Origin of the sequence: Rathayibacter sp. Leaf296 (genome assembly GCF_001423045.1) — a bacterium.
GTDB classification, from domain to species: domain Bacteria; phylum Actinomycetota; class Actinomycetes; order Actinomycetales; family Microbacteriaceae; genus Rathayibacter; species Rathayibacter caricis.
In genome coordinates this window covers 544,150-570,972 of record NZ_LMNR01000001.1, presented here as the reverse complement: position 1 = coordinate 570,972, position 26,823 = coordinate 544,150, and the positions used below count along the sequence as shown (strand labels likewise).

Below are 26,823 nucleotides of genomic sequence, written 5' to 3'. Positions count from 1 at the left end.
CACCTGCATGGACATGGCGACCATAGTGCGCGATCCGTCGCGTCGGCAAGGGAAAGGCGCGGTCCTGCCCCCGATTCGTCGCGTTTCTGGTAACTTTCCCGCCCTCCTGGCGCGATCCACGACGGAATCAGCAGTTCTGAGCGCACTCGGTCCGCGGGCCCGGGGAACCGACGCGGTGCCGCGGGCCCGCCGTCAAGCCACCGCGGACCCGAGCCCCCTTCCCGTACCTTTCCCCCATGGGTATCTTCGACCGGCGCGCCTCCGCGCGCCCCGCCACCGCGCACCCCGCACCCTCCCCCTCACCCTCGTCCGCACCGGAGCCGGCTCCCGCGCCGCGCCGGACGGTGTGGTCCGACGGGCTGGGCCGGTTCGCCCTGCGCTGCCTCCAGGTGATCGTGATCCTCGCGCTCGCGTCGATCCTGGTCTTCGCGATGACGCAGCTCACCCTGGTGCTGATCCCCGTGATGATCGCGATCATCCTGGCGTCGGCCATCCACCCGCTGCTGAAGTGGCTGCGGCGCAAGGGAGTGCCGTCGATCCTCGCCACGTGGCTCTCTCTCCTGGGCCTGCTCGCGGTCCTCGGCGCGGTGGGCTGGCTCATCACGGTCGCCGTCCGCAACCAGTGGGACGACCTCGTGAACCGCGCCTCCGACGGCATCGCGTCGCTCCAGGACTACGTGCAGCACCTGCCGTTCCAGATCGACGAGCAGCAGATCGAGGACGCCCGCACGACGGTCGTCGACTTCCTCACCTCGAGCAGCTTCGGCTCCGGTGCTCTCGCAGGGGCCGCGGCCGCCGCCAACTTCGTCACCGGCCTCGTGCTGATGATCGTCGTGCTCTTCTTCGTCATGAAGGACGGCCCGAAGATCTGGGAGTTCCTCCTGCGACCGTTCGTCGGCGAGAGCTACGACCGCGCCAAGCGCGTCGGCACCAAGGTGGTCGACGTGCTCGGCGACTACGTGCGCGGCACGGCGACCGTCGCGGCCGTCGACGCCGTCGGCATCGGGATCGCGCTGGCGATCATCGGCGTCCCGCTGGCGATCCCGCTCGCGGTGATCGTGTTCCTCACCGCGTTCATCCCGATCGTCGGAGCGACGGCCGCCGGCATCCTCGCCGCCCTGGTCGCGCTCGTGGCCAACGGGCCGATCCCGGCGCTGATCGTGATCCTCGTCGTCATCGCCGTCAACCAGCTCGAGGGCAACTTCCTCCAGCCGGTGCTGATGGCCCGCTCGCTCAAGCTCCACCCGCTGATCGTGCTCGTCGCCCTGACCATCGGAACCGTGCTCGCGGGCATCGTGGGCGCCGTTCTGGCGGTGCCGATCGCCGCGGTCGTCTGGGGCGTGATCTCGGTCTGGAACGGCCACGACCGCCCGGCCGAGCCGGCACGGCAGAAGCGGCGCGAGACGGTTTGAGCGCGCGTCAGGGACGGCCGATGATGCCGTCCCGCAGCGCCTGACGCCGCAGCGCGATCCGGGTGCCCGCGTCCACGCCCGCCTCGCGGTACTTCGCACGGGCGCTGCGGAGGCAGCTGCGCGCCGAGTCCTGGGTGATGCGCAGCTGCGTCGCCACCTGCTTGAGCGACACTCCCTCGACGAACAGGCCGATGACCTGGCGCTCGCGCGGGGTCAGCGTGCCGATCGCCTCGCCCTCGAGCAGGGCGCGAGTGCGATCGGTGGCGAACACGCCGCCGGCCGCGGCCGTCCGGATCGCCTCGATGATCACCTCCGTCGGCTCGCTCTTGACGACGTAGCCGCGCGCGCCCGCCTGCAGCGCCCGGCCGATGGTCTCGGCCCCGGCGTGCGTGCTGATGATGACCACCGCCGCTCCGGCCGCGCGCAGCGTGCGGATCTTCATCGCGAGGTCGAGATCGTCGCCGAGGTCGATGTCGAGGAGCACGACGTCGCTCGGGAACGCGGGGTGACCCAGCAGAGCCGTCCAGCTGGCCGCGGTCGCGACCACGTCGATCCGCGCCTGGGACCGGCGGATCCACTCCGACAGCGCACGGAGCAGGATCGGGTGGTCGTCGAGGATCGCGAGGGTGATCGGCGGGGCGTCCTCGGTGCGGCTCGCGGGAGTGCTCACGGGGTCCTGCTCCTGTCGCGCGGGTGCTGCTCGAGCGAGTGCTCGAGGCGGACGGCGGTGCCGGCGGCGTCCTGGTGCACGCGGTAGGCGCCCAGCTCGCCGAGGATGCCCCAGACGGCGGAGTCCAGCTCGCGCGGACGGGTGCCGAACGCGGTCACTCCGATCGAGAGGATCGTCGGTCGCGGCGGGTCCCCCGCGCTCCGCACCGTGCGGAACACCGCCTCGACGCCCGGGCGCGAGGTCGCGCTCGGCTCGGTCAGGAGCCACAGAACGGACAGCATCCGCGCCCGGTCCGGCGGCAGGAGCGACGCGGCGAGCCGGTCAGGATCGTCCAGCACGACCGCGCCCGAGAGGTGCGCGGACTCGTCCAGGGCGATGCGGAGCCACGTGCGGTCGTGGCTGCGGGCGAGGGCGCTGCGCAGCTCGTCGCCCAGCAGCCGGCCCTGCTCCCCCGTCCGCTCGTCGAGGCCTCCGGGCGCGCCCCCGCTGATCCGGGCGAGGAGCTCCTCCACCCGGCCGTCGATGCTCGCCAGCTCGGACGCCGCGAGGCTACCCGGCCCGGTGCCCGGCGCGTCGATCATGCTGTCGGTGAGGGTGCGGTCGAGCTTGCGGTGCACGTGCTCGTCGACGGTCGACAGGATCATCGCGCAGAACACCGTCGGGGCGACCGCCAGCAGCGTGATCGTCGTGCCGATCCCGGTGCCTCCGGGAGCCGTGACGCTCTGCACGGCGAGGGTCGCGACGCTCAGCCCGAGCAGCAGCCCGAGCGCTCCGTAGGTCCGCGACAGCGGGTGGAACGCCATCAGCCCGAGCAGCGTCGCCCCGACTCCCACGCAGATCGACGGGTAGTAGACCCCGGAGGAGCCCGGCCGCGCCGAGTCGGCGATCTCGAGCGCGAACGCGGCCGCGTCGACGATCATCACCGCCGTGAAGGTGCGCAGCCCCAGCTCGCCGCGGCGGAGCAGGGCGCTGACCGCCCCTGCGACGAACGCGGCGATCACGGCGAGCCACGCCGCTCCGGTCAGCACGCCCGCCGAACCGGAGTTCCACGACCAGGAGTAGGAGAAGACGCCGCGCACCATCACGAGGCCGGCGACCGTGAGGAAGCCCAGGCCCAGGTAGCTCGCGGTCAGCTGGTGGGTGCGCTGGATCTGCGTGCGCACCGCGCGCAGCGATCCCGGCCCCGTCTCGGCCGCGCGGACGAGGGCGAGGAGCGTGCCGCCGGGGCGCTCCGGCCCGCTCATCGCGGAATCCTCATCAGGACCGTGGTGCCGGCGCCCGGGGCGGAGAACACGCGGGCGGACCCGCCGGCCGCCTCGAGGCGCCCGTGCACCGACTCCGCGAGGCCCAGCCGGCCCGCCGGGACCGCGCGCGGGTCGAAGCCGGCTCCGGCGTCCGAGACGGCGACGCGGACCTCGCGCTCGTCCTGCTCGATCGTGACGTCGACCGCGCGGACCCCGGAGTGCCTCCGCACGTTCTCGAGGCACTCGCCCGTCGCCCGCGCGAGCGGCTCGAGGGCGTGCGCGGGGACGCCGCCGTCGCCCGCGTGCCACGAGATCTCGAGGCCGAGGGCGCGGAACCGGCGGTCGACCGCGGCGAACCGCTCGGGCAGCAGCGCGCAGGGCAGGTCGCCCGGAGGATCCTGCGGCGGCTCCTCCGAGCGCTCGAGGCGCTGCAGGAGGTCGAGGTCGGCCGCGGCCCGCTCGCGCAGCGTCTGCGCCGGGACGCCCTCGCCCCGGTGCGCGACGAGGGTGAGGGTCGCCAGGATCGTGTCGTGCATCAGCCGCGCGTCGTAGCGGCGGCGGGCCTCGTCCTCGCTCGATCGCCGCTCCGCGTCGTGGGCGGTGCGGAGTCGCCGGGTGCCGATGTCGGCGCGCTCGACGCTCGCGGCGATCCAGCGCGCAATGGCCCAGCAGCCGGTCCAGCTCACGACGACGGCGAGGGCGACGAAGAAGGCGCGGCCCGACTCCAGGGTCGCGGCCGTGCTGAGCGCGAGCACCGGCACGAGCCCGGCGAGGGCGAACACGGGGAGCCGGCGGGAGGCGCCGAGCGCGAGCATCGGAGTCGGCAGGGCCATGGACGCCAGCATCGTGATGCAGCCGAGCACGGTCGGCGCGCGGAGGTCGAGGTCGGAGAGCACGAACATCACGAGGGCGGTGAGGCTCAGGGCGCAGGAGAGGGCCACGAGGCGGGCGCTGCTCGTGGAGCGCGCCCGACGGGGCAGGAGGACCACTCCGGCGGCGAGGACCAGAACGAGGAGGATCGGCACGGCGCGAAGGGCCTGGGCCGGCTCGAGCACGAGCAGGTGCACGGCGGAGGCGCCGGTGAAGACGCCCTGGGCCCGGCGTGCGCAGCGCAGGCCCACCTCGGACTGCTCGCGGCGCAGGGCGGCGCGCTCCGGGGGCGCGGAGGCGCCCGGATCCGTCGAGGGGAGCATCGCCGTCGGGCCTCGCCGCTCTGCAGGCACCCGATCGCGCAGGGGCCGCGCGGGACGGGGGCGGTGGATGGGACTCGAGGCCGCAGACGGCCCCGTGGACTGCATCGTCGCATACAGGAGGCGCTCCGTATCGGCCTCAGTTGTCGGGTTCCGCGTCGTGGAACGACTCCTCCCGTCACGTTTCGGCCGCGGCGGTCGCGCCCGGCGCCTCCGATCCCGTAGGCTGAGGACATCTCCTGGGCGATCGCCCGAATTCCACGGCTGAGAAGTCGCCACCACCAGCACGCACTCGCTGGAGACGACGAAGAGACTCAGCCCCTGATAGAGACCGCGCTCCCCCTCCAGATCGATCTGGTCCGGGAAGCACCGATCGACGGCATCGACCTCGATCCAGCGGTTCGAACGCCCGCCTCGCCGGCGGGTACCGCCCTTCACAGGACGCCGCGGAAGCCGCGACGTTCCTCGTTCGACCCCCGCCCCTCCGACTCCGTCGGAACGCGGGACGTTCTCCCCCGCGGAGGTCCCCTCCGCCCCCAAGACGACCCGAGCTGTTCCCGATCGACGCGTGTTTCATCCGCGCGGAGGAGGAACCGTCCGGGTACCGCACGCTCGTGCGGAATCTGACGACGCCCGCTCCGGCAGGCGTCATTAACACATAAGGAAAAGAAATGCCTACTGGCACCGTTAAGTGGTTCAACTCCGAAAAGGGCTTCGGCTTCATCGCTCCCGACGACGGAGGCGCCGACGTGTTCGCGCACTTCTCCGCCATCGCGAAGCAGGGCTACCGCGAGCTCGTCGAGAACCAGCACGTCGAGTACGACGTCGAGCAGGGCCGCAAGGGCCCGCAGGCCGCGAACATCCGCGGCGTCGGCGAGTAATCACCGACTCCTGACTTCTCCGGAGTCCGGTTCGCCGGTTCCTCAGAACTCGCAGCGCCCCGTCGGCCGTGATCCTCGGATCCGGTCGGCGGGGCGTTTCCGCGTCCCCCGCGTGTCCGGACCCTCCGCGGTCACGCGTCCCCTGAACGGTGGGTAGGCTCTTTCCGGGGCTCCCGTGGCCGAGCCCCGGCCCCCGTGACTGCACCGGGCGCCGCACGAAGGCAAGGTGGGGACCATGGGACGACTGATCTACGGACCGCAATCGCTCGAGATCGACTTCGAGGACCGGATGCTCGCGCACCTCAAGGTGGCGATGTTCACCAAGATGCGCCGCAACGAATCGTTCAGCCTCTCGTGGGCCGAGCCGGAGTCGAGCGGCTACGGGCGCAGCTCGGTCTGGATCCACCCGGCCACTCCCCTGCACTTCCGCTTCTTCGGCAGCAAGCGGCCCGCACTGAACCGCGCCTGGATCGAGCAGTTCGTCTCGAGCGCGAACAACACGGGCGAGATGCTCGTCGTGCCGGAGCCGCAGGAGGGCTGAGGGCCCTCCTCCGTTCGGGCGACGCGGTTCGGACGACCGCGGCTCAGGCCACGCGGCTCGGACCGCGCGGCTCACACCACGCGCGGTCGCGCCGTGTGCACCAGCTCGTCGTGCGGCAGACCCGCCAGGCGTGCGGCGACCTCGGCGCAGGCCGCGTCGTCCGCGCTCGCCGAGGCGTACTCCTCCGGCCACAGCGGCGTCAGGGTGACCAGTTCGACGTCGCCCGTGGCGAGCTCCATGCGATCGGGCAGCCGCGGGCTGCGCAGCCCCAGCAGCACTCCGACCGCGCCGTCGGCGTCGGCCCAGGCCAGCGGGGCGGCGGCGCCGTCGAGCCGGGCGACGTCGACGCCGGTCCGGCAGCAGACGCCCTGCAGTGCCGCGCGGCGGGCGGCCTCGTAGAGCAGGCGGAACTGCCAGTGGTTCCACAGATCGGAGGCCGGCACACCGCGCAGCGCCGAGCTCTCGAGGCAGAGCTCCAGACCCAGCCCGGTGCCGGGGCGGCTCAGCCGGTCGAAGGGGTCGCTCAGCCCGTCGGTGGCGAGCACCACGGAGGAACCCCGCTCGACCCGGAGGAACGCGCGGTGGTCGGTCGGCCAGCGGGCGCCGCCGCGCGTGCCCGGGTCCTCGGTCGAGACGACGACCGTGCGGTCGAGCTCGCCGATCCCGCGCCACACCTCCGCGCGGTCCTCGGCGACGGCCTCCGCCAGCGCCCGCCGCTCGTCCGGGGTCCAGCGGACCTCGCGGGTGCGGTTCAGGAACAACGACATGGGACTCCCCGTCCGCGCAGGAGGTCCCTGCGCTCCCGGCACGCTACGGGGCCAGCCGGGACGCGACCTCCGAGCAACCGGGGGAGAAGCTGGGTGTCGCTCCTGTGGGGGTGAGAGGTCAACCCCCTCCGCGTGCCGTCAGCCCAGCGGATTCACTCCGTTGGTGCGCCAGCGCTCGTCGGCGAGCTGGCCGGGAGTGCCCTCGCCGTCGTGCTCGCCCAGGGGCTCGGCCTCGCGGGCGGCCTCGGCGGGCACGGCGCCGAGCGACGTCCCGCTGCCCTCCGCGGTGCTGCCGGGGGGCAGCAGCCCCTCCTCGTCCTCGGAGTCGGACACCTCGTCCTCGGCGACGTTCTCGGTGCCGCTCTCGGCCATCGAGTCGTAGCCGTGGTCCGGGTCGCGGCTCTCGTCGGCGCTCGTGCTCTCCTCGACCTCGGCGTCCGCCGGGCGGACGTCGTCGGGCCGATCCGCGTCGGTCACCGGACCCGAGGGGTCGGCGCCGCTCTGTCCCTCGCCGGTCCAGCCGGAGAACTCGGGGCTCGTGTCTGCGCTCATGGGCGCCACGGTAGCACCGGGGCCCCCGGCGGCCGGAGGCCTTGCGGATCACCGGGAACCGCTCCCTCCCCGGCGCCCGGGGCATGTCGGACACGGGATTCGACACGACCTAGGCTCGAACGACGCGGCGGGCGCCGCACGGACGACGGGAGCACGATGCGACGACTCGGATACGAACGGTTCGGCGGACCGGACGTGCTCTCGTGGCGGGACGCCCCGGTGCCGATGCCGCGGCGCGGCGAGGTGCTCGTGCGCACCCGCGCGGCGAGCATCAACGCCACCGACGAGAAGATCCTCTCGGGCTCGGCCCGCGTGATGGCTGTCGGACGGCCGCGGCCGCTGGGCTTCGGGCTCGACATCGCCGGGACCGTCGAGGCCGTCGGTCCCGGCCCGGGCAGCGTCTCGATCGGCGACCGCGTCGTCGGGATGACCCGCCACGGCGACGCCTTCGCCGACGCGTCCCTGGTGCGCGGCAGCTCCCTGGTGCCCCTGCCCGCCTCCCTCGACCTCGTGCAGGGCGTCACCCTCGCCATGTCCGGAGGAACGGCCGTCGGGCTCGTCGACGCTTTGCGCGTGCGCGCCGGGCAGAAGGTGCTGGTGGGCGGCGGCTCCGGAGCGATCGGCCAGCTGACCGTGCAGCTGCTCGTCCGCGCGGGCTGCGAGGTCGCGGCGACGGGCTCCGCCGCCTCCGCCGACGTGCTGCACGGGCTGGGTGCCGAACCGCACGACTACCGGGCGCTCGATCTCGGCGTGCTCTCGGGCCGCTTCGACGTCGTCGTCGACGTGTCGGGCCACCTCGCCGTCCACGACGCCGCGATCCTGCTCGCTCCGGGCGGGCGCGTCGTCACCCTCGTGCCGAACGGCCCTGCGCTCGGCGCCCAGGCCGTCGGAGCGCTCCGCCGCGACCGCCCGAGCGTGCGGAACCTGATCGTCGTGGCCACCGCCGAGCGGATCGGTCGGGCGCTCTCGCTCGCCGCCTCCGGCGAGCTGCGTGCGGAACCCGGCGCCGTGCATCCGCTCGGGGAGATCGTCGACGTGCTGACCCAGCGCGCGGCGGGCACCGACCGCACGATCGGGAAGATCGTCTTCACGGCCGACGGGTCGGCTCCGCTGGTCTGACGGGCGCGGATCCTCCGGAAGGGCGCAGAACAGTACCGGGAGCGCGGGCGCTCGACAAGCACCCCGAGGTCTCGGGCGGGCCCCGTCAGGATGGTCGCATGCCCGCAACCACCCGCTCTTTCCCGTACCCGCTCGGCGTCTCCCTCCGCGGCGACGACGGCGCCAACGTCGCCCTCTACTCCGAGACCGCGGACAGCGTCGAGGTCTGCCTCTTCGACGAGTCCGGAGCCGAGACCCGCGTCACCCTCACCGACCGCACCGGACACGTCTTCCACGGCATCGTCCCCGGCATGGGCGTCGGCACCCGTTACGGCTTCCGCGTCGACGGCCCGTGGGACCCCGCGAACGGCCTGCGCCACAACGCGCACAAGCTGCTGCTCGACCCGCACGCGACCGCGATCGAGGGCTCCTACGCGTGGAGCGAGGACGTCTTCGGCCAGTACTACGAGGACGCCGACCGCCGCAACGACTCCGACTCGGCCGCCTCGGTGCCCAAGTGCGTCGTGACCGACCCCTCCTCCTTCGACTGGTCGGGCGACACCGCCCCGCGCATCCCGCTCGAGGACACGGTCGTGTACGAGGTGCACGTGAAGGGCTTCACGCAGCTGCACCCCGACGTGCCCGAGGACGTCCGCGGCACCTACCGCGGCCTCGCGCACCCCGCCGCGATCAAGCACTTCACCGACCTGGGCGTCACCTCGGTCGAGCTGCTCCCCGTGCACCAGTTCGTGCAGGACTCGCACCTCGAGGAGAAGGGCCTGCGCAACTACTGGGGCTACAACTCCATCGGCTTCTTCGCCCCGCACAACGAGTACTCGCACGCCGGCGACGACGGCGCGCAGGTCGACGAGTTCAAGGCCATGGTCAAGGCGTTCCACGAGGCCGGCCTCGAGGTGATCCTCGACGTGGTCTACAACCACACCGCCGAGGGCAACGACAAGGGCCCGACGCTCTCGTTCAAGGGCATCGACAACGGCTCCTACTACCGCCTGGTGGAGGAGGACCGCGCCAACTACTTCGACACCACGGGCACCGGCAACAGCCTCAACGTGAGCCACCCGGCCGCGCTCGGGCTCATCATGGACTCGCTGCGCTACTGGGTGACCGAGATGCACATCGACGGCTTCCGCTTCGACCTCGCCACGACGCTGACGCGTCAGACCGGCGAGGCCGAGGTGCACAGCGCGTTCCTCGACCTCATCGCGCAGGACCCGGTGCTCGCTCCCGTCAAGATGATCGCCGAGCCGTGGGACACCGCGGGCTACCAGGTCGGCGGCTTCCCCGCCGACTGGTCGGAGTGGAACGGGAAGTTCCGCGACGACGTGCGCGACTTCTGGCACGGCGCCGACTCCGTGCTCGGCACGACCGCGCAGCGGATCCTCGGCTCGCCGGACGTGTACGAGGCCGACAAGCGCTCGCCGCTCTCGAGCGTCAACTTCGTCACCGCCCACGACGGCTTCACCCTCGCCGACCTCACCTCCTACTCGCGCAAGCACAACGCGGCCAACGGCGAGGACAACAACGACGGCGAGAGCGACAACCGCTCCTCCAACAACGGCGCCGAGGGCCCGACCGAGAACGAGGCGGTCAACGAGCGTCGCGACCGCATGCGCCGCAACTTCCTGGCGACCCTGCTGCTCTCGGCCGGCGTGCCGATGATCCTGGGCGGCGACGAGATCGCCCGCACCCAGGGCGGCAACAACAACGCCTACTGCCAGGACGACGAGATCTCGTGGTTCGACTGGGAGAACGCCGACCGCGAGCTGCTCGCCTTCACCCGCGAGCTGATCGCGCTGCGCGCCGCCGAGCCGGCGCTGAAGCCCAAGTGGTTCCGCCGCGCCCCGGGCGACGGCGGCCCCGACACGGTCGACATCCTCCGCTCGGACGCCGAGGGCTTCGCCGACGAGGACTGGGACAACCCGGACGCCCGCTCGATCACGTTCGTCTTCACCCACGAGGGCAGCGCCTCCTTCGCCCTGCTGCTGAACGCGGCCGAGAACGGAGTCGAGTTCACGGTCCCGGAGGCGCCCGGCGCCGAGTGGGAGCTCGCCTGCTCGAGCGACCCCGACCAGGTCGTGGCGGGCGAGGTCACGACGCTGATCGTCCGCGACGCGTCGTTCACGCTGCTCCGCTCGGCCTGATGAGCACCGCCGGCCGGGCCTCGCGACGCCTCCGCTTCCGGGGGCGCATCGCGGGGCTCGGCACGGCGTCGGGCACCCGCCTCGTCCTGGGGCTGTGGGAGCGCACGCCGCTCGGCGCGTTCTCGGACGCCATGATCGAGCGGGCCGACGGGCACCGGATGCTCATCGCTCCGACCCGCGACGTCGCGGACCTGATCTCGGCGACGTACTCCTTCGACGAGATCGTGGTCGCGCCGGTCTCGACCCGACGGATCGCCGGCGGTCTGGCGGTCACTGCTGGTGACCTGGAGGTCGCGCTGCAGCTGGGCGGAGTCACTCCGCTGGGCCGGCTGCTGCGGATCGTGCCCGGGCCCCTCGCCGAGAGCCCCGTCTGGCTGACCGCGATCTCCCCCGTCGCGTCCCTGCTGGTCCGCGGTGTCCGCACCGCCGGCTCCGCGGGCGGCGGCCGGAGGGAGTACTACGGCGTGCGGACGATCCGGCGCGTGCTGGGAGTCACCGCGTCGCTCGACGGGAGCGATCTGGGGGCCCTGCGGCCGCTCACTCCGCCCGTGCGCTTCGGCTTCTCGTCGGCGCCGGCCGAGCCCGCGATCGTCGACGTCACCACCACCATCGTGCTGCCGCGCGGTGGCCAATCCGCGCCCCGGCGCGACGAGGAGAAGGGAGCCGCTTCGTGAAGAAGGGCGACAAGATCAGCTGGAACACCTCGCAGGGCGAGACCCACGGCGAGCTGGTCGAGAAGAAGACGAAGGAGTTCCAGTTCGAGGGGCAGAAGTTCAACGCCTCGGACGACGAGCCCTACTGGATCGTCCAGAGCGACAAGACCGACGCGAAGGCCGCGCACAAGGAGTCGTCGCTGACGAAGAAGTGAGCGCGGGCGGGCGGCGGTGGCCCCGGCGCCGCCGTCCGCGACCGGGCTACTCGGCCCGGCGCACCAGCTCGTGCACCCAGGCGAGCTTCTCGGCGATCACCGGAGTGATGACGAACGGGTAGAGGTCGTCCTTCCCCATCGAGCGGTTCACGCTGTTGAGCGCGAGCGAGAAGCCGTGCCAGCGGTGCAGGATCTCGGGCATCTCGAGGCCGGCGACCCGGTCGGCGCCCCTCGAGTGCACGCTGTGCGCGAGCGACTCCGGGAGTCGGCCGCGGGGGCCGTCGATGCTCATGCCGACCGCCTCGGTGGTCTCGAGCGCGTCGGCGATGTGCAGGTAGTGGGCGAAGGTCTCGGCGAAGTCCTCCCACGGGTGCGTCGTCGCGTACTGCGAGATGTGGTCGCTCGCCCAGTCCGCTCCCGACGCCCCGCCGTAGTGCGCGTCGAGGGCGTCCGCGTAGTCGGCGCGCTCGTCGCCGAACAGCGCGCGGAACGCCGGCAGCAGATCGGTGCCCTCGACGAGCTGCTGCCAGTAGTAGTGCCCGATCTCGTGGCGGAAGTGGCCGAGGACCGTGCGGTACGGCTCCCCCAGGCGCGCCTTGAGCGCCTCGCGGTGCGCGTCGTTCCCCTCCGAGAGGTCGACGGTGACGACTCCGTCGGCGTGCCCGGTGGTCACGGAGCCGAGCTGCGCCGACGACAGGAGCCAGAAGGAGAGCCCGACGCCGTTCTCGCGGCGGTGCACGGGCAGGTCGAGGTGGCAGAGCTGACGGATCAGGCGGCGCTTCGCGAACTCGGCGACCGTCAGCTGGCTGAGCACGGCGGCGTCGTAGACGACCGGCCGCTCGCCGGTGAGGGCGCAGGAGGCGCAGGCGCCGCCGGTCAGCTCCTCCTGCAGCCAGGTGCAGCCGATCGTGTCGCGGTAGCGGCAGAGCAGCCGGCCCGCGGCCTCGACGAGCTCGTCGGTCTCGAGCGCGTAGGCGAGAGCGGTGCCGCAGCGCAGGCACGCGGCGTCCTCGAACTCGACACGGGCCTCGCAGTGGGGGCAGCCGAACACGCGCATGACGGGCGGACCTTCCGGGTGGGCGGCGGCGTGTGCCGCCCCTCGACCCTAGGACCTGGTGAACACGATCTCGCGTGCTCCGCTCGTCCTGATCGCACGATCTGCGGCGTCGGGAATCTCGACCACTGCCCGCAGTGGCCTTCGCTCCCCTCCTTGCAGCTCGCACGATCAGGCCGTGCTCGCAACCGCGATCTCGTGTTCACCAGGCCCTAGTGAGCGCGCCGAGCGCCCGCTCGGGGTTGCCTGGGAGGCCGGGCGTCAGGCGCCGACGAGCCGCGTCGCCGCCAGGCTGTTCAACGAGACCTGCTGCTCGGCCGCCTCGATCACGAGCTGCCGATGGAGTTCAGGCGGGATCCGCACGAGGAAGCGACCGGAGAAGGTCCGGTCTCCCAGCGCGGAGGGCGGCTCCTCCCCCGTCTCGGCCATGTCGATCAGAACGTCCGCGACGAGATCGTGGATCCCCGAGAACGCAGCGGACGACGTGTCCGCCGCCCAGGAGAGGGAGGGGAACTCGGCCGCGGTTCCGAGGAACTGCCCGTCCTCCGCCGACCAACGGACCCGGTACGTGTAGTGCTCCGCATCGCTCACCGCTTCTCCTCTCCGCTTCTCTCGATCGCCGCCAGCACCTGCTTCACCTGATACGGCTTCGCTCGACCGTGATCGTCCTGGATGTTGACCCGGGGGTCGCCGGGCCACGGCGTGCGGTACACGCGATGCGACGAACGGCTCTGGCGCGGTTCACCGAAATAGTGCTCGCACACTTTCGCCAGATCCTCGAAGCGGACGCCCTACGGACTGCTGCGCATGCGCTGGAGTATCTTGGACACTGACGGCATTCCGATAGTATCACCGGCGATATCAGTTGGCCGTCGATCCCGCGCCATCGAGGTGGCTCGGCCGCGCTCGACAGGAGTTGCGACCGTCCGAGTCCCGATGTCGATGCGCCCGCTGCGGGGCTACGCGATGCGGATGAGCTTCTTGTTGACGAACTCCTCGAGGGCGCTGCGGCCCATCTCGCGGCCGGTGCCCGAGCGCTTGACGCCGCCGAAGGGCAGCTCGGCGGCGTCGCCGAGGACCAGGTTGATCCAGACCATGCCGGCGTCGATCCGGTCGGCGAGACGCAGGGCCTGCTCCTCGTCGGTCGTGTAGAGGTAGGAGCCGAGGCCGTACGGGGTGTCGTTCGCGAGCGCGATCGCCTCGTCCTCGTCGCGCACGCGGTAGAGCGCGGCGACCGGTCCGAAGAACTCCTCGCGGTAGGCGTTCATCTCGGGAGTGACGTCCTCGAGGACCGCGGGCGGGAAGAAGTTGCCGGTCACCTCGCCGCTCGCGCGCACGGTGGCGCCCTGCTCGCGGGCGGTCGCGAGCTGCTGCTCGAGGCGCTGGGTGGCGGCGGAGGAGGAGAGCGGACCGAGCAGGGTCCCCTCCGCGAACGGATCGGCCGGCTGGGCCTTGGTGAAGGCCTCGGTGAACTTCGCCGCGAACTCCTCGTAGAGGTCGTCGATCACGATGAAGCGCTTGGCGGCGTTGCAGGACTGGCCGTTGTTGTCCAGGCGGGCGGCGACCGCGTCCTCGACCGCCTTGTCGAGGTCGTCGGTCGACAGCAGCACGAACGGGTCGGACCCGCCGAGCTCGAGCACGACCTTCTTGAGGTTGCGGCCCGCGATCTCGGCGACGGCGGCTCCTGCACGCTCGGAGCCGGTGACCGACACGCCCTGCACCCGCGGGTCGGCGATGACGTCGGCGGCCTGGTCGTTGCTCGCGTACAGGTTCACGTAGACGCCGACGGGCGCTCCGAGCTCCCTCGCGGCGGTGGCGAAGATGTCCGCGATGGCGGCGGCCGACTCCGGGCACTGCGGCGCGTGCTTGAGCAGGATCGTGTTGCCCGCGACGATGTTCGGACCGGCGAACCGGGCCACCTGGTAGTAGGGGAAGTTCCACGGCATGATGCCCAGCAGCACGCCCAGGCCCGCTCGGCGCACGAACGCCGAGCCGGTGCCGTCGGACAGCTCGATCGGCTCGTCGGCGAGGAACGCCTCGCCGTTCTCGGCGTAGTAGCGGTAGATGTCGGCCGCGAAGCCGACCTCGCCCTGCGCCTGGTCGAGCGGCTTCCCCATCTCGCGCACGATGATCTCGGCGAGCGCATCGGCGCGCTCGACGTGCAGGTCGGCGATTCGGGCGATCAGGGCGGCGCGGGTCGCGACCGGGACGGTGCGCGACCACGTGGAGTACGCGTCGTGCGCGGCTCCGATCGCCCCCGTCAGCTCGGCGTCGGTGATCGACGGGTACTCGCTCAGGGTCTTCCCGGAGGCCGGGTCGATGACGGCGTAGTGGGTGCTCATGCGGGGAGTGCTCCTTCGCGGTGGGGAACGGTGGTGAGTGCGTGCTCGTCGAGGACCTCCTGCGCCAGGCGGCGGCCGACGCGGATCGCGCCGTCGACGTGCTGGTAGCCCTCGGCGGCCAGGTCGCTCGTGCCGAAGCGGAGGGGCCCCACGGGCTCGAGCTGCAGCGCGCCGTAGCGGGTCAGGCCGCCGAGGTCGAAGCTGGCGGCGTAGGCGCCCTGCGTCCACTCCTGCGCGGCCCAGTCGCTCTCGTAGTAGACGACCGGATCCAGCGCCGCAGGCCCGTAGTAGGCGGCGAGGGAGTCGAGGATCGCGGCCTTGCGCTCGGCCTCGGGCAGGCGGAGCACGCGGTCGGCCTTCTCGTCCGAGACGAAGCCGACGAGGGTGCCGCGCTCCTCCCCCGCGTTGGAGTTGTCGTAGGCCTCGTGCACGAGCGCGTGCGGGCTGAACGCGGTGCCCGAGAGCCCGTCGGCACGCCAGAACGGGGTCGCATAGGTGGCGTGCACCTTGATGACGAGTCCGAGCGACTGGTGCTGGAGGGCCTGCTGGCGCAGGTGCGGCAGGGCCGGGTCGAAGCGGATGCGGCCGACGAGGTTCGGCGGGACGGCGACGATCGCGTGCCGGGCCGCGACCACGGCGTCGTCGGTGCGGACCTCGACGCCGTCCTCACTCCAGTGCACGGAGCGCACGGCCTGCTCGAGCAGCACGAGCTCGCGTCCGAGCCGCTCGGCGAGCAGCTCCGGCACCCGCTGGAGACCGCCGAGCACGCGCTTGTCGAGGATGAAGTCGGCGTCGACGAGGTGGCTGAAGGACCCCGCGCTGGCGGCCATCAGCAGCGCCTGCAGCAGCGAGAACGAGTGGGCGGGCTTGGTGAGCATGGCGTCGGCGACGAACAGGGCGACGTTGGCGCGCGCCTCCGCATCGTCGGTCTGCTGCTCGAGCCACGCGCTGAAACTGATGCGGTCGTAGTCGGTGGCGAGCGGATGCGCCCACGGCGCGGCCGGGTCGGTCTCGGCCACGAGGCGGTCGAGCAGCTCGATCAGGCGGCCGATCTCGGCCTCGGTGCGCTCGCCGCCCGGGAAGATGTCGCCGGTGAAGCGGCGGGCACGGCCGTCGGAGCCGATGTAGACGCTCTCGCCCTCGCGGTAGCGGGAGTAGGTGGACAGGCCCAGCTCGTCGAGCGTCTCGAGCAGCGCGGTCTGATCGGGGGAGACCCACTGGCCGCCGAGCTCGAGCATCTGGCCGTCGACCTCGCGCGTCTCGAGGCGGCCTCCGACGCGGTCGCGGGCCTCGAGGACGACGACGGTGCGCCCCGCCTCGTGGAGCCGCAGAGCTGCGGTGAGCCCGGTGGCGCCTGCTCCGATCACGACGACGTCGCGCTCGATTCGGGACATGACTACTCGTTCCGTCGGTGATCCCGGGCATTCGCGAGGGATTGCGGATCATTTTGCCACAGGGACGGTGGAAAAGGGTGGTGAGGTGGGGGGAACTGGAGGCTGCCCGTGGTGCGGGGGGCTCGATGAGCAGGGGCGACACTGCTGGTCGAGCAGCGACGCAGCGGCCTCTCGAGGCCCCGCGGACCTCAGGAGTAAGGCTGGTCGACCCGATTCCGCGAATACCGCGTGGATCACCGCACTCAGCCTTCGTTGTGCAGGCCGATCGGCCCGCATCGAGGTCAGGAGCCGCACGAGCGAGCGCGGCGGTCCTCATCCGCTGGTCGAATAGCCCCGCGGGGGCGTATCGAGACCCACCATCACCAGAACTCCCCTCTGCGCAATTACATAGGCGTGCTATGTTTATATCCGTGCCCACCCCCTCCGCCCCCGTGCGCCTCGCCTCCGCCGCCACCGCCCTCGCGCGGTACGCCGGTCGCTCCAGCGGAGCCACCGGGCTCGGCGCGCAGTCCGGCGCCGTCTGGTCGACGCTGGCCGAGCTGCGCACCTCCTCCCCGCTCCGCCTCGGCGAGCTCGCCGAGCGGGTGCGCGTGACCCAGCCCACGATGACCGGGCTGATCGCCCGGCTCGACGAGGCCGGCTGGATCCGCCGGGTGCACGACGAGAGCGACGGCCGCGCCTGGCTCATCGAGGCCACCGACGCCGGCCTGACCGCCCTCGGCGAGCACCGCCTCCGCCTCGACTCCGCCCTGGCGCCCCTGTTCGACGACCTCGACGACGACGACCGGCGCGTGCTCGAGCGCGCGGCCGCCCTCGTCGAGGAGCGCGTGCGGCGCATCTCCTGATCCCCTCCCCGAAAGGACCCTCCGTGTCCACTCCCGCCCACTCCCCCGCCGGCGGCTCGATCCTCCGGCAGCCGCTCGCCGTCTGGGCCGTGGCCTTCGCGGCCGTCATCGCCTTCATGGGCATCGGCCTGGTCGATCCGATCCTCCCGGCCATCGCCGAGAGCCTCGAGGCGACCCCGACCGAGACGTCGCTGCTGTTCACCAGCTACCTCGTGATCACCGGTGTCGTGATGTTCTTCACCAGCTGGCTCTCGAGCCGCATCGGCGCCAAGAAGACGCTGATGATCGGACTCGTGCTGATCGTGGTGTTCGCCGCCCTGGCGGGCACGGCCGGCAGCGTCGAGGGCGTCATCGGCTTCCGTGCCGGCTGGGGCTTCGGCAACGCGCTCTTCATCTCGACCGCGCTCTCGACCATCGTCGGGGCGGCGAGCGGAGGCAGCTCCGCGGCGATCGTGCTCTACGAGGCCGCGCTGGGAGTCGGCATCGCGATCGGCCCGCTGCTGGGCGGCCTGCTCGGCAGCGTCTCGTGGCGCGGTCCGTTCTTCGGCACCGCCGTGCTGATGGCGGTCGGATTCATCGCGATCGCGACGCTCCTGCGCGAGGACGGACCCCGGCCGACCCCGACTCCGCTCTCGGCGCCGTTCACGGCCCTGCGGGTCCCCGCGATCCGCACGCTGGCGGGCGCCGCGCTCTTCTACAACATCGGCTTCTTCGTGCTGCTCGCCTACACGCCCTACCCTCTGGGACTGGACGAGATGGGGCTGGGCTTCACGTTCTTCGGCTGGGGCCTGGGAGTCGCGATCACGTCGGTCTTCGCCGCTCCGCTGCTCACCGCCCGCCTGCCGCGCACCGTGGTGCTGCGCTCGGTGCTGGTGCTGCTGGCGCTCGACCTCGTCGCCGGCGGCCTCGCGATCTCGTCGCGCGTCGGCCTGATCGTCTGCATCATCGTCGGCGGACTGCTGCTGGGCGTCGTCAACACCGTGCTGACCGAGTGCGTGATGGAGGCGACCGACCTGCCCCGCTCGGTCGCCTCCTCCGCCTACTCGGGCGTGCGGTTCCTGGGCGGAGCGATCGCCCCGCCCGCCGCCTCGGCCCTCGCCGCCGCGATCTCGCCCGCGTTCCCGATGTACGCCGCCGCCGGCGCCGTACTCGTGGCCGCTCTGATCGTGCTGCTCGGCCGCCGGACGCTTGCCCGGGCGGATGCGCACGGCGAGGAGCCGGAGCTCGTGGAGGCCCAGGCGATCACCCTCGGCGAGTAGCCGACCCCGACCTCAGCCGGGAGCGGTCCTCAGCCACCATCGTGCGCGAGGACCGCTCCCGGCTGACGTCCTGCAGGCGTCAGGCGCCCGTGAGCTGCGTGTAGACCGCCTCGAGCGGAGCGGTCAGGCCCGACTTCACCTGGCGGCTGGTCTCGTCGGCCAGCACCTCGAAGGCGCCCGACTCGAGTCCGTCGTAGGTCTGACCGACGACGTCGACCGGGCTCGCCTTCGGCCCCTCGGCGCCCGCCGCCATCGGGGTGTCGACGTAGCCGACGTGCAGCCCCAGCACGTGCACGCCCTGCGGAGCGAGCTCGAGGCGGAGCGAGTTGGTCGCCGACCACAGCGCCGCCTTCGAGGCGCTGTAGCCGCCGGCCACCGCGAACCAGCTGAGGGCGGAGTGGACGTCGATGATCGCCGCGCCCGAGGCCTCGGACAGCCGCGGCGCGAACGCCTTCGCGAGCAGCACGGGGGCGAAGAAGTTCGTCTCCATCACGTCGCGCAGCTCCTGGGTCGAGAGCTCGAGCAGGCTGTAGCTCGCTCCGGAGACGCCCGCGTTGTTGACCAGCACCGTCACGTCGGACGCCGCCTCGACGGCCGCGGCCACCGACTCCGCGTCGTTCACGTCGAGCACGAGCGGCACGATGCGCTCGTCGCCCCACTCCTTCGGGCGACGGGCGCCGGCGTAGACCTTGGCCGCGCCGCGCGCGAGGGCCTGCGCGACGAACTCGGAGCCGAGTCCGCCGTTCGCTCCGGTGACGAGGACGACGGCTCCGTGGAGTGATGTCATGGTGGGATCTCCCGATTCTGCGGGTCGCGGCGTTCGCGACCTCTGCATCGGGCAACATCGGAGGAGTGGGTTGGAATTCCCAACTCACAGGACCCGGGCGCTCGACGCCGGATCGGAGACCCCGTGAGCACCGTCGGAATCACGCCCCGCGCCTGCCCCATCGCCGCCGGACTCGAGGTGCTCGGCGAGCGTTGGAGCCTCCTGGTGCTCCGCGAGATCGCGTTCGGCGAGCACCGCTTCGACCGCATCCGGGCCTTCACCGGCGCCCCGCGCGACGTGCTGACCGCGCGGCTGCGCACCCTGGAGGAGCACGGCGTGATCGAGCGCGTCGCCTACTCCGAGCGGCCGCCCCGCTTCGAGTACCGGTTCACCGAGGCGGGGCGCGACGCCGTGCCCGTGCTGATCGCCCTCGCCGCCTGGGGCGAGCGCTGGGCCCGCGGGCCGTCGGCGCGGCAGCCGTACCAGCACCGCTGCGGCGCGCGCCTGGATCCGGTGCTGCACTGCGCCGAGTGCGGCGAGCGGATGGACGCCGACTCGGTGTCGCTCGCGGGCGAGGACGCCTAGGGCGCCACCTCGAACATCCGGGCCCGCAGCGACGCCGTCCGCGGATCCGCCGCGCACGCCCGCAGCGCCGCCGCCAGCACCCCCGGAGCGGGATGCGCGTCGCGGACGTACACGTCCACTCCCGCCGGCGTGAACGGCGTGCGCGCGAACCGCGTCAGCGCCCAGCCCGCCTTTTCGTCGGCCGCGACGAACGACCAGCGGCTGCGCGCGAGCACCGTCAGCGGCTCGACCCCGCGCCAGCGGAAGCCGTCGGGATCGAGCGGGTCGGGGGCGTCCAGGCCGACGACGTACCGCGTCACGCGCCGGCCCCGCCAGCTGACGACGTCGGCGACCTCGCCGCTCGGCAGCGGCGCGTAGGTGATCGCGACCCCCTCCCTCCCCCGCCACAGCGGCAGGCTCGAGCCGCGCACGAACCAGGTCCCTGATGCGAGTCCTCTCACGGCAGCGCGTGCTTCACGTTGGAGCGGGCGAGGGCGATCGCCTCGCCGGTTCCGCCGTTCATCACGATCTTCGACATCGCCAGCGCGAAGCCCTTCACCTGCGCTCCCGTGATCGTCGGCGGCAGCGACAGGGCGAGCGGATCCGTCACCACGTCGACGAGGACCGGCCCGTCCTGGGCGAGCGCCTCGCGCAGCGCACCCTCGACGTCCTTCGGATCCTCGACCCGGATGCCGCGGATGCCGATCGCCTCGGCCACCTTCGCGTAGTCCACCATCGGCACGTCCACCGCGAAGTCCGGGAAGCCGTCGACCAGCATCTCGACCTTCACCAGCCCGAGCGTGGAGTTGTTGAAGACCACGATCGTGACCGGCAGCCGGTACGCGGCCACCGTCACGAGCTCGCCCATCAGCATCGAGAGCCCGCCGTCGCCGCTGAGCGAGACGACCTGCCGCCCGGGGTGCGAGAGCTGCGCGCCGACCGCCTGCGGCAGAGCGTTGGCCATCGAGCCGTGCAGGTACGAGCCGATCAGGCGGCGGCGGCCGTTGGGAGTGATGTACCGCGCCTGCCAGACGTTGCCCATGCCGGTGTCGGCGGTGACGATCGCGTCCTCGGAGAGCAGTCCGTCGAGCGTCGAGGCGACCAGCTCGGGGTGGATCGGGCGGCGCTTCTCGACCTCGGTGTACTTCCCGACGACCCCGGTGACGAGCTTCTCGTGCTTCTTCAGCGTCTTCTCGAGGAAGCGGTGGCTCTTGCGCTGCACGAGCGGAGTGAGGGCGCGCAGCGTCGCGCCCACGTCCCCGTGCACCGGATGCGCGACGCTCACGCGGCGGCCGAGCTTGGACGCGTCGGTGTCGACCTGCGCGATGACGACCTCGGACGCGTCGGGCAGGAACTGCTCGTAGGGGAAGTCGGTGCCCAGCAGGATCAGCAGGTCGGCGTCGTGGATGCCCGCGTGCGCGGCTCCGTAGCCCAGGAGGCCGGTCATGCCGACGTCGTACGGGTTGTCGTACTGGATCCACTCCTTGCCGCGGAGGCTGTGCCCGACGGGCGCTCCGACGAGCTCGGCGAAGGCGACGACCTCGTCGTGCGCGTTCCGCACGCCCGCACCGGCGAAGATCGCGACCGTCTTCGCGGAGTCGATCGCGGCGGCGAGCGCCCGCACGTCGCCGTCGTCCGGCACGAGCACCGCCGGCGCGGGCAGCACGAACGCGGGGAACTCCCCCACGGCCTCGAACTCGGCCACGTCACCGGGCAGGGTGACGACGGCGACGCCCCCCAGGGCCACCGCGCTGCGCATCGCGGCGTTCACCACGCGCGGCGCCTGCGCGGCGGTCGACACCAGCTCGCGGTAGTTCGAGCACTCGACGAACAACCGGTCCGGATGCGTCTCCTGGAAGTACGAGGAGCCGATCTCATTGCCGGGGATGTGGCTGGCGATCGCCAGCACCGGGGCGCCCGAGCGGTGCGCGTCGTAGAGGCCGTTGATCAGGTGCAGGTTGCCCGGACCGCAGCTGCCGGCGCAGACGGCCAGCCTCCCGGTCAGCTGGGCCTCGGCACCGGCGGCGAAGGCCGCGGCCTCCTCGTTGCGCACGTGGATCCAGTCGATCCCACCCTTCGCCGAGCCGCCGCTTCTGCGCACCGCGTCGACGATCGGATTGAGGGAGTCCCCGACGATGCCGTAGATCCGGGAGACCCCGGCGTCGATGAGCTGGGCGATGAGCTGGTCCGCGACCGTCTTCTGAGCCATGCCCCCATTCGACTCCTCCTGCCTGGGCGTCCCCTCCCGCATCCCCCTGCAGTCGGAGTCGCCGGAGCCCTAAATTGGGGGGAGTCCGTTGTCCCGTGGACGCGATCCGTCCTCGCAGAACCAGGAGTCCTCCATGAACCGCCGTCGTTCCTCCCTCGTCCTGGTCGCGGCAGCGGCCCTCGCGCTCGGCCTGGGCGGCTGCTCGAGCCTGAACAGCCTCGCCGGAGGGGAGACCCGCGACGAGGAGTCGGGCGAGATCACCGAGGGCGGAACCACCGACGTCTTCCAGCTCCGCGTCGGCGACTGCCTGAACGACGAGCTCACCGAGGAGGCCACCGAGGTCACCGACGTGCCGACCGTGCCGTGCACCGAGCCGCACAGCTACGAGGTCTTCCAGAACATCACGATGGCCGAGGCCGACGAGTACCCCGGCGAGGAGGCGACCACGCAGCAGGCCGAGGACGAGTGCGTCGCCGCGTACGACGCCTTCGTCGGCCTGACCTACCAGGAGTCGAAGTACGACTTCAGCTACTACTACCCCACCGCCGAGAGCTGGGGCGGCGGAGACCGCACGATCAACTGCCTGATCACCGACCCCGAGGGCCTCACCACGGGCAGCCTCGCGGGCGTCGCGGCCTGATCGGCGCGCAGGGCCTCGGCTGACGAGGGGGTCTCTCGGCTGTCAGCGGAGAGACCCCCTTCTCAGCCGAGGTTCTGCGGCGAGGAGGCGGTGCCGGGCCGCGGGAAGGCCCGGAGCAGTGCTCCCGAGACGATCCAGATCGCCGCGATCCCGATCACGAGCCAGCCCGCGTCGAGCCCCGAGGCCGCACCCGCGAGCGTCGCGCCCACCGCGGCGGCCGCCGCCCGCAGTCCCGCGCCGATCGTGAACACCTGCGAGCGGACGGCCGCCGGGCTCTCCTGATCGCGCAGCATCAGCATCGCCGCGTTGGCGGGAGCGGTGAACACCCCGGCCACCGCGAACGCGACGATCACGACGACGATGCCGAGGTCCGGAGCGGCGAGCAGGAGCGAGGCGCCGGTCGCGGCGAAGCCCGCGCCCATCACCCACGACGGCGGTCGCTGCGTCCAGCGGCGGGCGGCGACGGCGACCGCGCCCAGCAGTCCCCCGATCGCGAAGGCCGTCAGGATCCACGCCGCTCCGGCCGTGGAGCCCAGCCGCTCGATCGACAGCGCGATCGCCGCGACCCCCGCCGCTCCGCCTCCGATCTGGCTCAGCGTGCCCGAGAGGGTGACGACCGCGATCGGGCGGTGGCGGACGAGGTGGGTCACTCCCGCAGCGATCGTGCGGCGCACCCCGACGGTGGGAGCCGGGCGGGCGTCCATCCGCAGGGCCAGCGAGCCGAGCACGCCGACGAGGGCGAGCCCCGCCATCAGGAGCATCGCGGCCCGCGCGTCGGCGACGGCGATCGCGAGCCCGGCGAGCGCCGGCCCGCCGATCGACGCCACGTTGTACGAGAGCGAGTCCTGGGCGTAGGCGCGGCGCGCATCCGGGATCGCGCTGGTCACGAAGCTCGACATGCCGCCCATCGAGACCGGCGTCGAGAGTCCGGCGAGCACGAGGAGCAGCGCGATCAGGAGCGTCGGCACGTCGCCGAGGAACGCGGCGAGCGCGAAGGCCGCCGCCGTCGCGACGGCCGACGCCACCAGCAGCCGGCGCGGGTGCCGCACCCGGTCGAGCACGGTGCCGACGAGCGGCGCCGCGACGACGCTCGGGAACAGCGCCGCGCCGGTCAGCAGACCGCCGAGCGCGACGTCGTCGAGGCGCTCGACGGCGAGGACGGGGAGGGCGACGACCATCCCGGCACTCGCGAGGCGGAGGGGGATCGACGCGGCCTGGTAGGTGAACGCGCTCATGCGACTCGAGGTGACATCGCTACCGATTCTCCCCCGTTCCGGGACATGCTGTGGTCGACCGGACGACACCGAGGAGGTCCTGTGCGCTCGCTGCCCCGGATCCGGCTGGACAGCCGGATCCCCGCTCCGCCCTTCGCGGACGCCGCCGCGTCGGCCCGATTCCACCGCTCGCTCGCCGTGCACGTGGCCGAGCTGGGGCGCGCCACCGGCGGCCCCCACGCCGAGACCGTGGCACTCTGCGCCGTGATCGGCGCCGGCCGGAGGTGCGCCGCAGGAGATCCGTCCCCGCAGGTGCTGGACATCGCGCTGCGCACCTTCTTCCCCGCCGCGTGGACCCCGGCCTCGCTCGTCCGGGCCGTCCGGGACGTGATGCCCGCGCAGGGCCTGCACTGGACGCGCATCGAGGGCGACCGGATCGCCTACGACGCCGACCCCCGCTTCGAGGCCCGACGCGACCGCGGAGGCCGCTGGAGCGCCGAGATCATCGAGCGGGGAGTCGCGCGGCCCGATGTGCAGGCCGAGGACGACGACGAGATGGTGCTGCAGCTGATGAGGCACGTGGTCGACGCGTTCCCGTACCCGTACGCGCACGCGCGGACCGAAGAGGAATCGCAGCGTCGCCGCGCGGACGCTCGGGAGGTCGCGCGGATCTTCGCCGAGGAGAGGCGGCTGCCGTACCTCGCGGGGTGGGGGGACGACGGGCGGGGTGACGAGGATGCGTCGCCGCGGTAGCGTCGCCCTGCCGGCCGCTCCGGCACGACGGGGGACGAGAGATGACCAGCACGCCGACCGCGACGACGACCCGGCCCCCTCGGACGTACCTCCGGTCGATCCTCCTCGGCGCCCTCAGCGTGATCGTCGTTCCTCTCGCGATCGTCCTCGCGACGAACTCCTGGTCGTCCCCCGGCCCCGAGGATCACGTGCGGATGGCGCTCGGCGGGGTCGTCGCGGCCTGCGTCTCGGTCGTCGGCGCCTGGTGGCTCGCGTTCGACCGGCGCCGTGCGGGAGCTCCTGGCGCCACCTGGTTCTGGGGCGTCGCGTGCCTGGTGACGCTCGGCGCCGTGTCGGCGCTGCAGTCCACCGCCGACCGGCTCACAGCCCTGATCACCGGCTGACTCCGCGCTCTGATCAGGGGCCCACGACGATCAGGCGCGCCGCCGCGCCTTCAGCGCCAGCTGCAGCGCGGCCAGCAGGAGCAGCGCCGCGAAGAGGATCCCCGACAGCCGCGCGGGCAGGACGAACGACAGGGCCACTCCGGCGAACGAGGACGCGGTCGCGGCCAGGCCGACCACGAGCCCCGCCCGCACGTCGAGCAGCCCGCGGCGGGCGTTGGCGATCGAGCCGCTGATCGCGGTCGGGATCATCGCCGCCAGCGAGGTGCCCTTGGCGAGCAGGTCGGCGAGTCCGAAGGCGCCCACGAGCACGGGCACCGCGATCGCGCCCCCGCCGATGCCGAAGAGACCGGAGGCGACGCCCATCGCCGCCCCCAGCCCGACGAAGCCGGGCCACACGCCCCAGCCCTCCGCCACGTCGCCGGTCTCGTTCGAGCCGAACACGGCCATCCGCACCGCCGCCGCGACCAGCAGGGCGACGAAGAGCCAGCGCAGCACGCCCAGCGGGAGCCGCGCGAGCAGCCACGAGCCGAGGACCGCGCCGAGCATCGCCGCCGCGGCGATGACCGCCGCCGGGATCCAGGCGACCTGCCCGGCGAGCGCGTAGCCGAAGGCGCCGGCGACCGACGTGGGCGCGATCGCGAGCAGCGAGGTCGCGGAGGCGCGGCGCTGGTCCATCCCGGCCCACGCGACCAGCATCGGCACCATCACGATGCCCCCACCTACCCCGAACGCGCCCGAGAGCACCCCGCCGATCACTCCGATGAGGCCGAGCAGCAGGTACTGCCGACCGCGCCGCTCGGTGGGCACCACCGGGGCCTTCGCGTCGTCCGTCACGGTCCCATCGCACCACGGCGACGCCCCGCGGGGCGAATCGCGTCTCACGGTCGAAACATCGAGTGCGTAGCCTTCCTCCTGCAGCGACGCGGCGGCACCGAGGGGGGCTCGGGCGGACGTCGCAGCGGAGGGGGACGAGCATGAGGCGCACAGCCGCGACCACCGGGGCGATCGCCGGCACCGGAGGCGTCCTCGCGGCGGCCGGAGCAGCGGCGGGCGCGGCGCTCGGGGCGACGCCGTGGCCGGCGGCCCTCGCGATCCGCACCGTGTTCGAGCGCGAGGCGCGGCGCACCGCCGAGACCATGCGGCCGTTCGTGCCGGAGGGGGTCGGCCGCGTCGCCGAGATCGTCCCCGCCCGCGACGGCGCCCCCGCCACCTCCGCCGACGTCTTCCGCTCCGCCGGCGCGGGCGCGCGGCCGACCGTGGTGTGGATCCACGGCGGGGCCTGGATCTCGGGGCACCGGCAGGACGTCGAGCCCTACCTGCGCATGCTCGCCGCCGCCGGCTACACCGCGATCGGCCTCGACTACGGCCGCGGCCCCGAGTCGGCCTACCCGACGGCGCCGCGCCAGCTGCTCGCCGCGCTCGAGCACCTCCGCCGCCACGCCGGGCGCCTGGGCATCGCCCGCGACCGCATCGTGCTGGCGGGCGACTCCGCGGGTGCGCAGCTCGCCAGCCAGCTCGCCACCGCGATCACGAACCCCTCCTACGCCCGCGACGCCGGGCTGGTGACCAGCCTCCCCGTCGACGCGCTGCGCGCCCTGATCCTGCACTGCGGCGTGTTCGACCTGACCGGGGTGTCGAAGGTGACCGGAGTCGCCGGCTGGGCGTTCCGCGCGGCGCTCTGGGCCTACACGGGCCGGCGCAACTGGTCGGAGTCGACCGCGGGGCTGCACATGTCGACCATCGACCACGTCACTCCGCGGTTCCCGCCGGTCTTCCTCAGCGGAGGGAACGCCGACCCGCTCACGGCCCGCCAGTCGCGTCCGTTCGCCGCGCACCTCCGCACGCTCGGCGTGCCAGTGACCGACCTCTTCTGGGGCGAGGGCCACGAGGCGCAGCTGGGGCACGAGTACCAGTTCGACTTCGACCTGCCGGAGGCGCGGGTGACGCTCGAGCGGACCCTGGAGTTCCTGGAGCGCACGACGGCACGATGAGGCGTCACGGCGCTTCTCTGGCAG

General features: G+C 72.7%; 29 protein-coding genes. 14 read left to right on the top strand and 15 right to left on the bottom strand.

The window, feature by feature from the left end; all coding sequences use genetic code 11:
* The first annotated feature begins 236 nt into the window (after positions 1–236).
* A complete protein-coding gene (locus ASF46_RS02490; protein ID WP_056866284.1) occupies positions 237–1,412 on the top strand; it encodes an AI-2E family transporter in 1,176 nt (391 codons plus the stop codon).
* Between the two features lie 7 nt (positions 1,413–1,419).
* On the opposite strand, the gene ASF46_RS02485 is transcribed toward ASF46_RS02490, so the two are convergent.
* The 3 genes from ASF46_RS02485 to ASF46_RS02475 are packed head-to-tail and all read right to left on the bottom strand — an operon-like array spanning position 1,420 to position 4,519.
* Positions 1,420–2,082, bottom strand: coding sequence for a response regulator transcription factor (locus tag ASF46_RS02485; RefSeq protein WP_056866283.1), 663 nt, complete (start codon positions 2,080–2,082; stop codon positions 1,420–1,422).
* Positions 2,079–3,326 carry a hypothetical protein gene (locus ASF46_RS19330; protein WP_056866282.1) on the bottom strand — a complete coding sequence of 416 codons (1,248 nt, stop codon included), beginning with the start codon at positions 3,324–3,326 and terminating at the stop codon, positions 2,079–2,081. Before ASF46_RS19330 ends, ASF46_RS02485 begins: the two co-directional genes overlap by 4 nt.
* Positions 3,323–4,519, bottom strand: coding sequence for a sensor histidine kinase (locus ASF46_RS02475; RefSeq protein ID WP_056866281.1), 1,197 nt, complete (start codon positions 4,517–4,519; stop codon positions 3,323–3,325). Before ASF46_RS02475 ends, ASF46_RS19330 begins: the two co-directional genes overlap by 4 nt.
* A 668-nt stretch (positions 4,520–5,187) precedes the next feature.
* On the opposite strand from ASF46_RS02475, the gene ASF46_RS02470 reads away from it, so the two are divergent.
* Both ASF46_RS02470 and ASF46_RS02465 read left to right on the top strand, forming a co-directional pair.
* Positions 5,188–5,397 carry a cold-shock protein gene (locus ASF46_RS02470; protein ID WP_055786246.1) on the top strand — a complete coding sequence of 70 codons (210 nt, stop codon included), beginning with the start codon at positions 5,188–5,190 and terminating at the stop codon, positions 5,395–5,397.
* Positions 5,398–5,632: 235 nt separating this feature from the next.
* A complete protein-coding gene (locus ASF46_RS02465) occupies positions 5,633–5,938 on the top strand; it encodes a hypothetical protein (RefSeq protein WP_055788845.1) in 306 nt (101 codons plus the stop codon).
* 71 nt (positions 5,939–6,009) lie between these two features.
* Here ASF46_RS02465 and ASF46_RS02460 read toward each other — a convergent pair whose 3' ends face one another.
* Together ASF46_RS02460 and ASF46_RS02455 are read right to left on the bottom strand one after the other, a co-directional pair.
* On the bottom strand, positions 6,010–6,705 hold the full coding sequence (locus ASF46_RS02460) for a hypothetical protein (RefSeq protein ID WP_056866280.1): 696 nt from the start codon (positions 6,703–6,705) through the stop codon (positions 6,010–6,012).
* A gap of 138 nt (positions 6,706–6,843) precedes the next feature.
* Positions 6,844–7,257 carry a hypothetical protein gene (locus tag ASF46_RS02455; RefSeq protein WP_056866279.1) on the bottom strand — a complete coding sequence of 138 codons (414 nt, stop codon included), beginning with the start codon at positions 7,255–7,257 and terminating at the stop codon, positions 6,844–6,846.
* A 156-nt stretch (positions 7,258–7,413) separates the two neighbouring features.
* Here ASF46_RS02455 and ASF46_RS02450 point away from each other — a divergent pair, with 156 nt between their 5' ends.
* The 4 genes from ASF46_RS02450 to ASF46_RS02435 all read left to right on the top strand — a co-directional run bounded on the left by ASF46_RS02450 (position 7,414) and on the right by ASF46_RS02435 (position 11,385).
* Entirely contained in the window at positions 7,414–8,376 is a 963-nt protein-coding gene (locus ASF46_RS02450; RefSeq protein WP_056866278.1) for a quinone oxidoreductase family protein, read from the top strand.
* Positions 8,377–8,474: 98 nt separating this feature from the next.
* On the top strand, positions 8,475–10,517 hold the full coding sequence (glgX, locus tag ASF46_RS02445; RefSeq protein WP_056866277.1) for a glycogen debranching protein GlgX: 2,043 nt from the start codon (positions 8,475–8,477) through the stop codon (positions 10,515–10,517).
* Entirely contained in the window at positions 10,517–11,191 is a 675-nt protein-coding gene (locus ASF46_RS02440; RefSeq protein WP_056866276.1) for a hypothetical protein, read from the top strand. Before glgX ends, ASF46_RS02440 begins: the two co-directional genes overlap by 1 nt.
* Positions 11,188–11,385: a DUF2945 domain-containing protein gene (locus tag ASF46_RS02435; RefSeq protein ID WP_056866275.1), complete on the top strand. Its 198-nt coding sequence runs from the start codon at positions 11,188–11,190 to the stop codon at positions 11,383–11,385. Before ASF46_RS02440 ends, ASF46_RS02435 begins: the two co-directional genes overlap by 4 nt.
* A 46-nt stretch (positions 11,386–11,431) precedes the next feature.
* Here ASF46_RS02435 and ASF46_RS02430 read toward each other — a convergent pair whose 3' ends face one another.
* The 5 genes from ASF46_RS02430 to ASF46_RS02410 form a co-directional block, all read right to left on the bottom strand.
* Entirely contained in the window at positions 11,432–12,442 is a 1,011-nt protein-coding gene (locus tag ASF46_RS02430) for a zinc-binding metallopeptidase family protein (protein WP_056866274.1), read from the bottom strand.
* A 258-nt stretch (positions 12,443–12,700) separates the two neighbouring features.
* Positions 12,701–13,030: a type II toxin-antitoxin system HicB family antitoxin gene (locus ASF46_RS02425; protein WP_056866273.1), complete on the bottom strand. Its 330-nt coding sequence runs from the start codon at positions 13,028–13,030 to the stop codon at positions 12,701–12,703.
* The gene (locus tag ASF46_RS02420) at positions 13,027–13,203 is read right to left on the bottom strand and encodes a toxin HicA (protein ID WP_235576831.1); all 177 of its coding nucleotides are present in this window, start codon (positions 13,201–13,203) and stop codon (positions 13,027–13,029) included. The genes ASF46_RS02425 and ASF46_RS02420 overlap by 4 nt, the downstream gene beginning before the upstream one ends.
* 195 nt (positions 13,204–13,398) lie before the next feature.
* Positions 13,399–14,781 carry an NAD-dependent succinate-semialdehyde dehydrogenase gene (locus ASF46_RS02415; RefSeq protein WP_056866272.1) on the bottom strand — a complete coding sequence of 461 codons (1,383 nt, stop codon included), beginning with the start codon at positions 14,779–14,781 and terminating at the stop codon, positions 13,399–13,401.
* Positions 14,778–16,175 carry a flavin monoamine oxidase family protein gene (locus ASF46_RS02410; protein WP_056866271.1) on the bottom strand — a complete coding sequence of 466 codons (1,398 nt, stop codon included), beginning with the start codon at positions 16,173–16,175 and terminating at the stop codon, positions 14,778–14,780. Before ASF46_RS02410 ends, ASF46_RS02415 begins: the two co-directional genes overlap by 4 nt.
* A gap of 410 nt (positions 16,176–16,585) precedes the next feature.
* On the opposite strand from ASF46_RS02410, the gene ASF46_RS19325 reads away from it, so the two are divergent.
* Positions 16,586–17,020: a MarR family winged helix-turn-helix transcriptional regulator gene (locus ASF46_RS19325; RefSeq protein WP_056866270.1), complete on the top strand. Its 435-nt coding sequence runs from the start codon at positions 16,586–16,588 to the stop codon at positions 17,018–17,020.
* A gap of 23 nt (positions 17,021–17,043) precedes the next feature.
* Complete coding sequence (locus ASF46_RS02400; protein WP_056866269.1) at positions 17,044–18,279, top strand: MFS transporter; 1,236 nt, start codon at positions 17,044–17,046, stop codon at positions 18,277–18,279.
* A gap of 79 nt (positions 18,280–18,358) precedes the next feature.
* Here the strand turns inward: ASF46_RS02400 and ASF46_RS02395 are convergent, their stop codons facing one another.
* Positions 18,359–19,066, bottom strand: a complete 708-nt coding sequence (locus tag ASF46_RS02395) for an SDR family oxidoreductase (RefSeq protein ID WP_056866268.1) — start codon at positions 19,064–19,066, stop codon at positions 18,359–18,361.
* Positions 19,067–19,189: 123 nt separating this feature from the next.
* Here ASF46_RS02395 and ASF46_RS02390 point away from each other — a divergent pair, with 123 nt between their 5' ends.
* Positions 19,190–19,630 (top strand): winged helix-turn-helix transcriptional regulator, encoded by a 441-nt coding sequence (locus tag ASF46_RS02390; RefSeq protein ID WP_056866267.1) that lies wholly within the window; start codon positions 19,190–19,192, stop codon positions 19,628–19,630.
* On the opposite strand, the gene ASF46_RS02385 is transcribed toward ASF46_RS02390, so the two are convergent.
* On the bottom strand, positions 19,627–20,070 hold the full coding sequence (locus ASF46_RS02385; protein WP_157602161.1) for a hypothetical protein: 444 nt from the start codon (positions 20,068–20,070) through the stop codon (positions 19,627–19,629). The genes ASF46_RS02390 and ASF46_RS02385 overlap by 4 nt on opposite strands.
* On the bottom strand, positions 20,067–21,818 hold the full coding sequence (locus tag ASF46_RS02380) for a pyruvate dehydrogenase (RefSeq protein WP_056866265.1): 1,752 nt from the start codon (positions 21,816–21,818) through the stop codon (positions 20,067–20,069). The genes ASF46_RS02385 and ASF46_RS02380 overlap by 4 nt, the downstream gene beginning before the upstream one ends.
* A 133-nt stretch (positions 21,819–21,951) precedes the next feature.
* On the opposite strand from ASF46_RS02380, the gene ASF46_RS02375 reads away from it, so the two are divergent.
* Positions 21,952–22,458 (top strand): septum formation family protein, encoded by a 507-nt coding sequence (locus tag ASF46_RS02375; protein WP_082485166.1) that lies wholly within the window; start codon positions 21,952–21,954, stop codon positions 22,456–22,458.
* A gap of 62 nt (positions 22,459–22,520) precedes the next feature.
* Here ASF46_RS02375 and ASF46_RS02370 read toward each other — a convergent pair whose 3' ends face one another.
* On the bottom strand, positions 22,521–23,693 hold the full coding sequence (locus tag ASF46_RS02370; RefSeq protein ID WP_056866264.1) for an MFS transporter: 1,173 nt from the start codon (positions 23,691–23,693) through the stop codon (positions 22,521–22,523).
* Positions 23,694–23,774: 81 nt separating this feature from the next.
* On the opposite strand from ASF46_RS02370, the gene ASF46_RS02365 reads away from it, so the two are divergent.
* Both ASF46_RS02365 and ASF46_RS02360 read left to right on the top strand, forming a co-directional pair.
* Positions 23,775–24,425: a hypothetical protein gene (locus tag ASF46_RS02365; RefSeq protein WP_056866263.1), complete on the top strand. Its 651-nt coding sequence runs from the start codon at positions 23,775–23,777 to the stop codon at positions 24,423–24,425.
* A 41-nt stretch (positions 24,426–24,466) separates the two neighbouring features.
* Entirely contained in the window at positions 24,467–24,808 is a 342-nt protein-coding gene (locus tag ASF46_RS02360) for a hypothetical protein (protein WP_056866262.1), read from the top strand.
* A 30-nt stretch (positions 24,809–24,838) separates the two neighbouring features.
* Here ASF46_RS02360 and ASF46_RS02355 read toward each other — a convergent pair whose 3' ends face one another.
* On the bottom strand, positions 24,839–25,642 hold the full coding sequence (locus ASF46_RS02355) for a sulfite exporter TauE/SafE family protein (RefSeq protein ID WP_056866261.1): 804 nt from the start codon (positions 25,640–25,642) through the stop codon (positions 24,839–24,841).
* Between the two features lie 140 nt (positions 25,643–25,782).
* Here ASF46_RS02355 and ASF46_RS02350 point away from each other — a divergent pair, with 140 nt between their 5' ends.
* A complete protein-coding gene (locus ASF46_RS02350) occupies positions 25,783–26,799 on the top strand; it encodes an alpha/beta hydrolase (protein WP_082485162.1) in 1,017 nt (338 codons plus the stop codon).
* The last annotated feature ends 24 nt before the right edge of the window (positions 26,800–26,823 follow it).

Bases quoted from the DNA above. Each gene is read 5' to 3' on its own strand.
- ASF46_RS02460 (WP_056866280.1), bottom strand. From the start codon at position 6,705: ATGTCGTTGTTCCTGAACCGCACCCGCGAGGTCCGCTGGACCCCGGAC.
- ASF46_RS02415 (WP_056866272.1), bottom strand. From the start codon at position 14,781: ATGAGCACCCACTACGCCGTCATCGACCCGGCCTCCGGGAAGACCCTG.
- ASF46_RS02430 (WP_056866274.1), bottom strand. From the start codon at position 12,442: ATGCGCGTGTTCGGCTGCCCCCACTGCGAGGCCCGTGTCGAGTTCGAG.
- ASF46_RS02440 (WP_056866276.1), top strand. From the start codon at position 10,517: ATGAGCACCGCCGGCCGGGCCTCGCGACGCCTCCGCTTCCGGGGGCGC.
- ASF46_RS02360 (WP_056866262.1), top strand. From the start codon at position 24,467: ATGACCAGCACGCCGACCGCGACGACGACCCGGCCCCCTCGGACGTAC.
- ASF46_RS02395 (WP_056866268.1), bottom strand. From the start codon at position 19,066: ATGACATCACTCCACGGAGCCGTCGTCCTCGTCACCGGAGCGAACGGC.
- ASF46_RS02375 (WP_082485166.1), top strand. From the start codon at position 21,952: ATGAACCGCCGTCGTTCCTCCCTCGTCCTGGTCGCGGCAGCGGCCCTC.
- ASF46_RS02455 (WP_056866279.1), bottom strand. From the start codon at position 7,257: ATGAGCGCAGACACGAGCCCCGAGTTCTCCGGCTGGACCGGCGAGGGA.
- ASF46_RS02380 (WP_056866265.1), bottom strand. From the start codon at position 21,818: ATGGCTCAGAAGACGGTCGCGGACCAGCTCATCGCCCAGCTCATCGAC.
- ASF46_RS02350 (WP_082485162.1), top strand. From the start codon at position 25,783: ATGAGGCGCACAGCCGCGACCACCGGGGCGATCGCCGGCACCGGAGGC.
- ASF46_RS02490 (WP_056866284.1), top strand. From the start codon at position 237: ATGGGTATCTTCGACCGGCGCGCCTCCGCGCGCCCCGCCACCGCGCAC.
- ASF46_RS02475 (WP_056866281.1), bottom strand. From the start codon at position 4,519: ATGCTCCCCTCGACGGATCCGGGCGCCTCCGCGCCCCCGGAGCGCGCC.
- ASF46_RS02465 (WP_055788845.1), top strand. From the start codon at position 5,633: ATGGGACGACTGATCTACGGACCGCAATCGCTCGAGATCGACTTCGAG.
- ASF46_RS19330 (WP_056866282.1), bottom strand. From the start codon at position 3,326: ATGAGCGGGCCGGAGCGCCCCGGCGGCACGCTCCTCGCCCTCGTCCGC.
- ASF46_RS02470 (WP_055786246.1), top strand. From the start codon at position 5,188: ATGCCTACTGGCACCGTTAAGTGGTTCAACTCCGAAAAGGGCTTCGGC.
- glgX (WP_056866277.1), top strand. From the start codon at position 8,475: ATGCCCGCAACCACCCGCTCTTTCCCGTACCCGCTCGGCGTCTCCCTC.
- ASF46_RS02450 (WP_056866278.1), top strand. From the start codon at position 7,414: ATGCGACGACTCGGATACGAACGGTTCGGCGGACCGGACGTGCTCTCG.
- ASF46_RS02370 (WP_056866264.1), bottom strand. From the start codon at position 23,693: ATGAGCGCGTTCACCTACCAGGCCGCGTCGATCCCCCTCCGCCTCGCG.
- ASF46_RS02410 (WP_056866271.1), bottom strand. From the start codon at position 16,175: ATGTCCCGAATCGAGCGCGACGTCGTCGTGATCGGAGCAGGCGCCACC.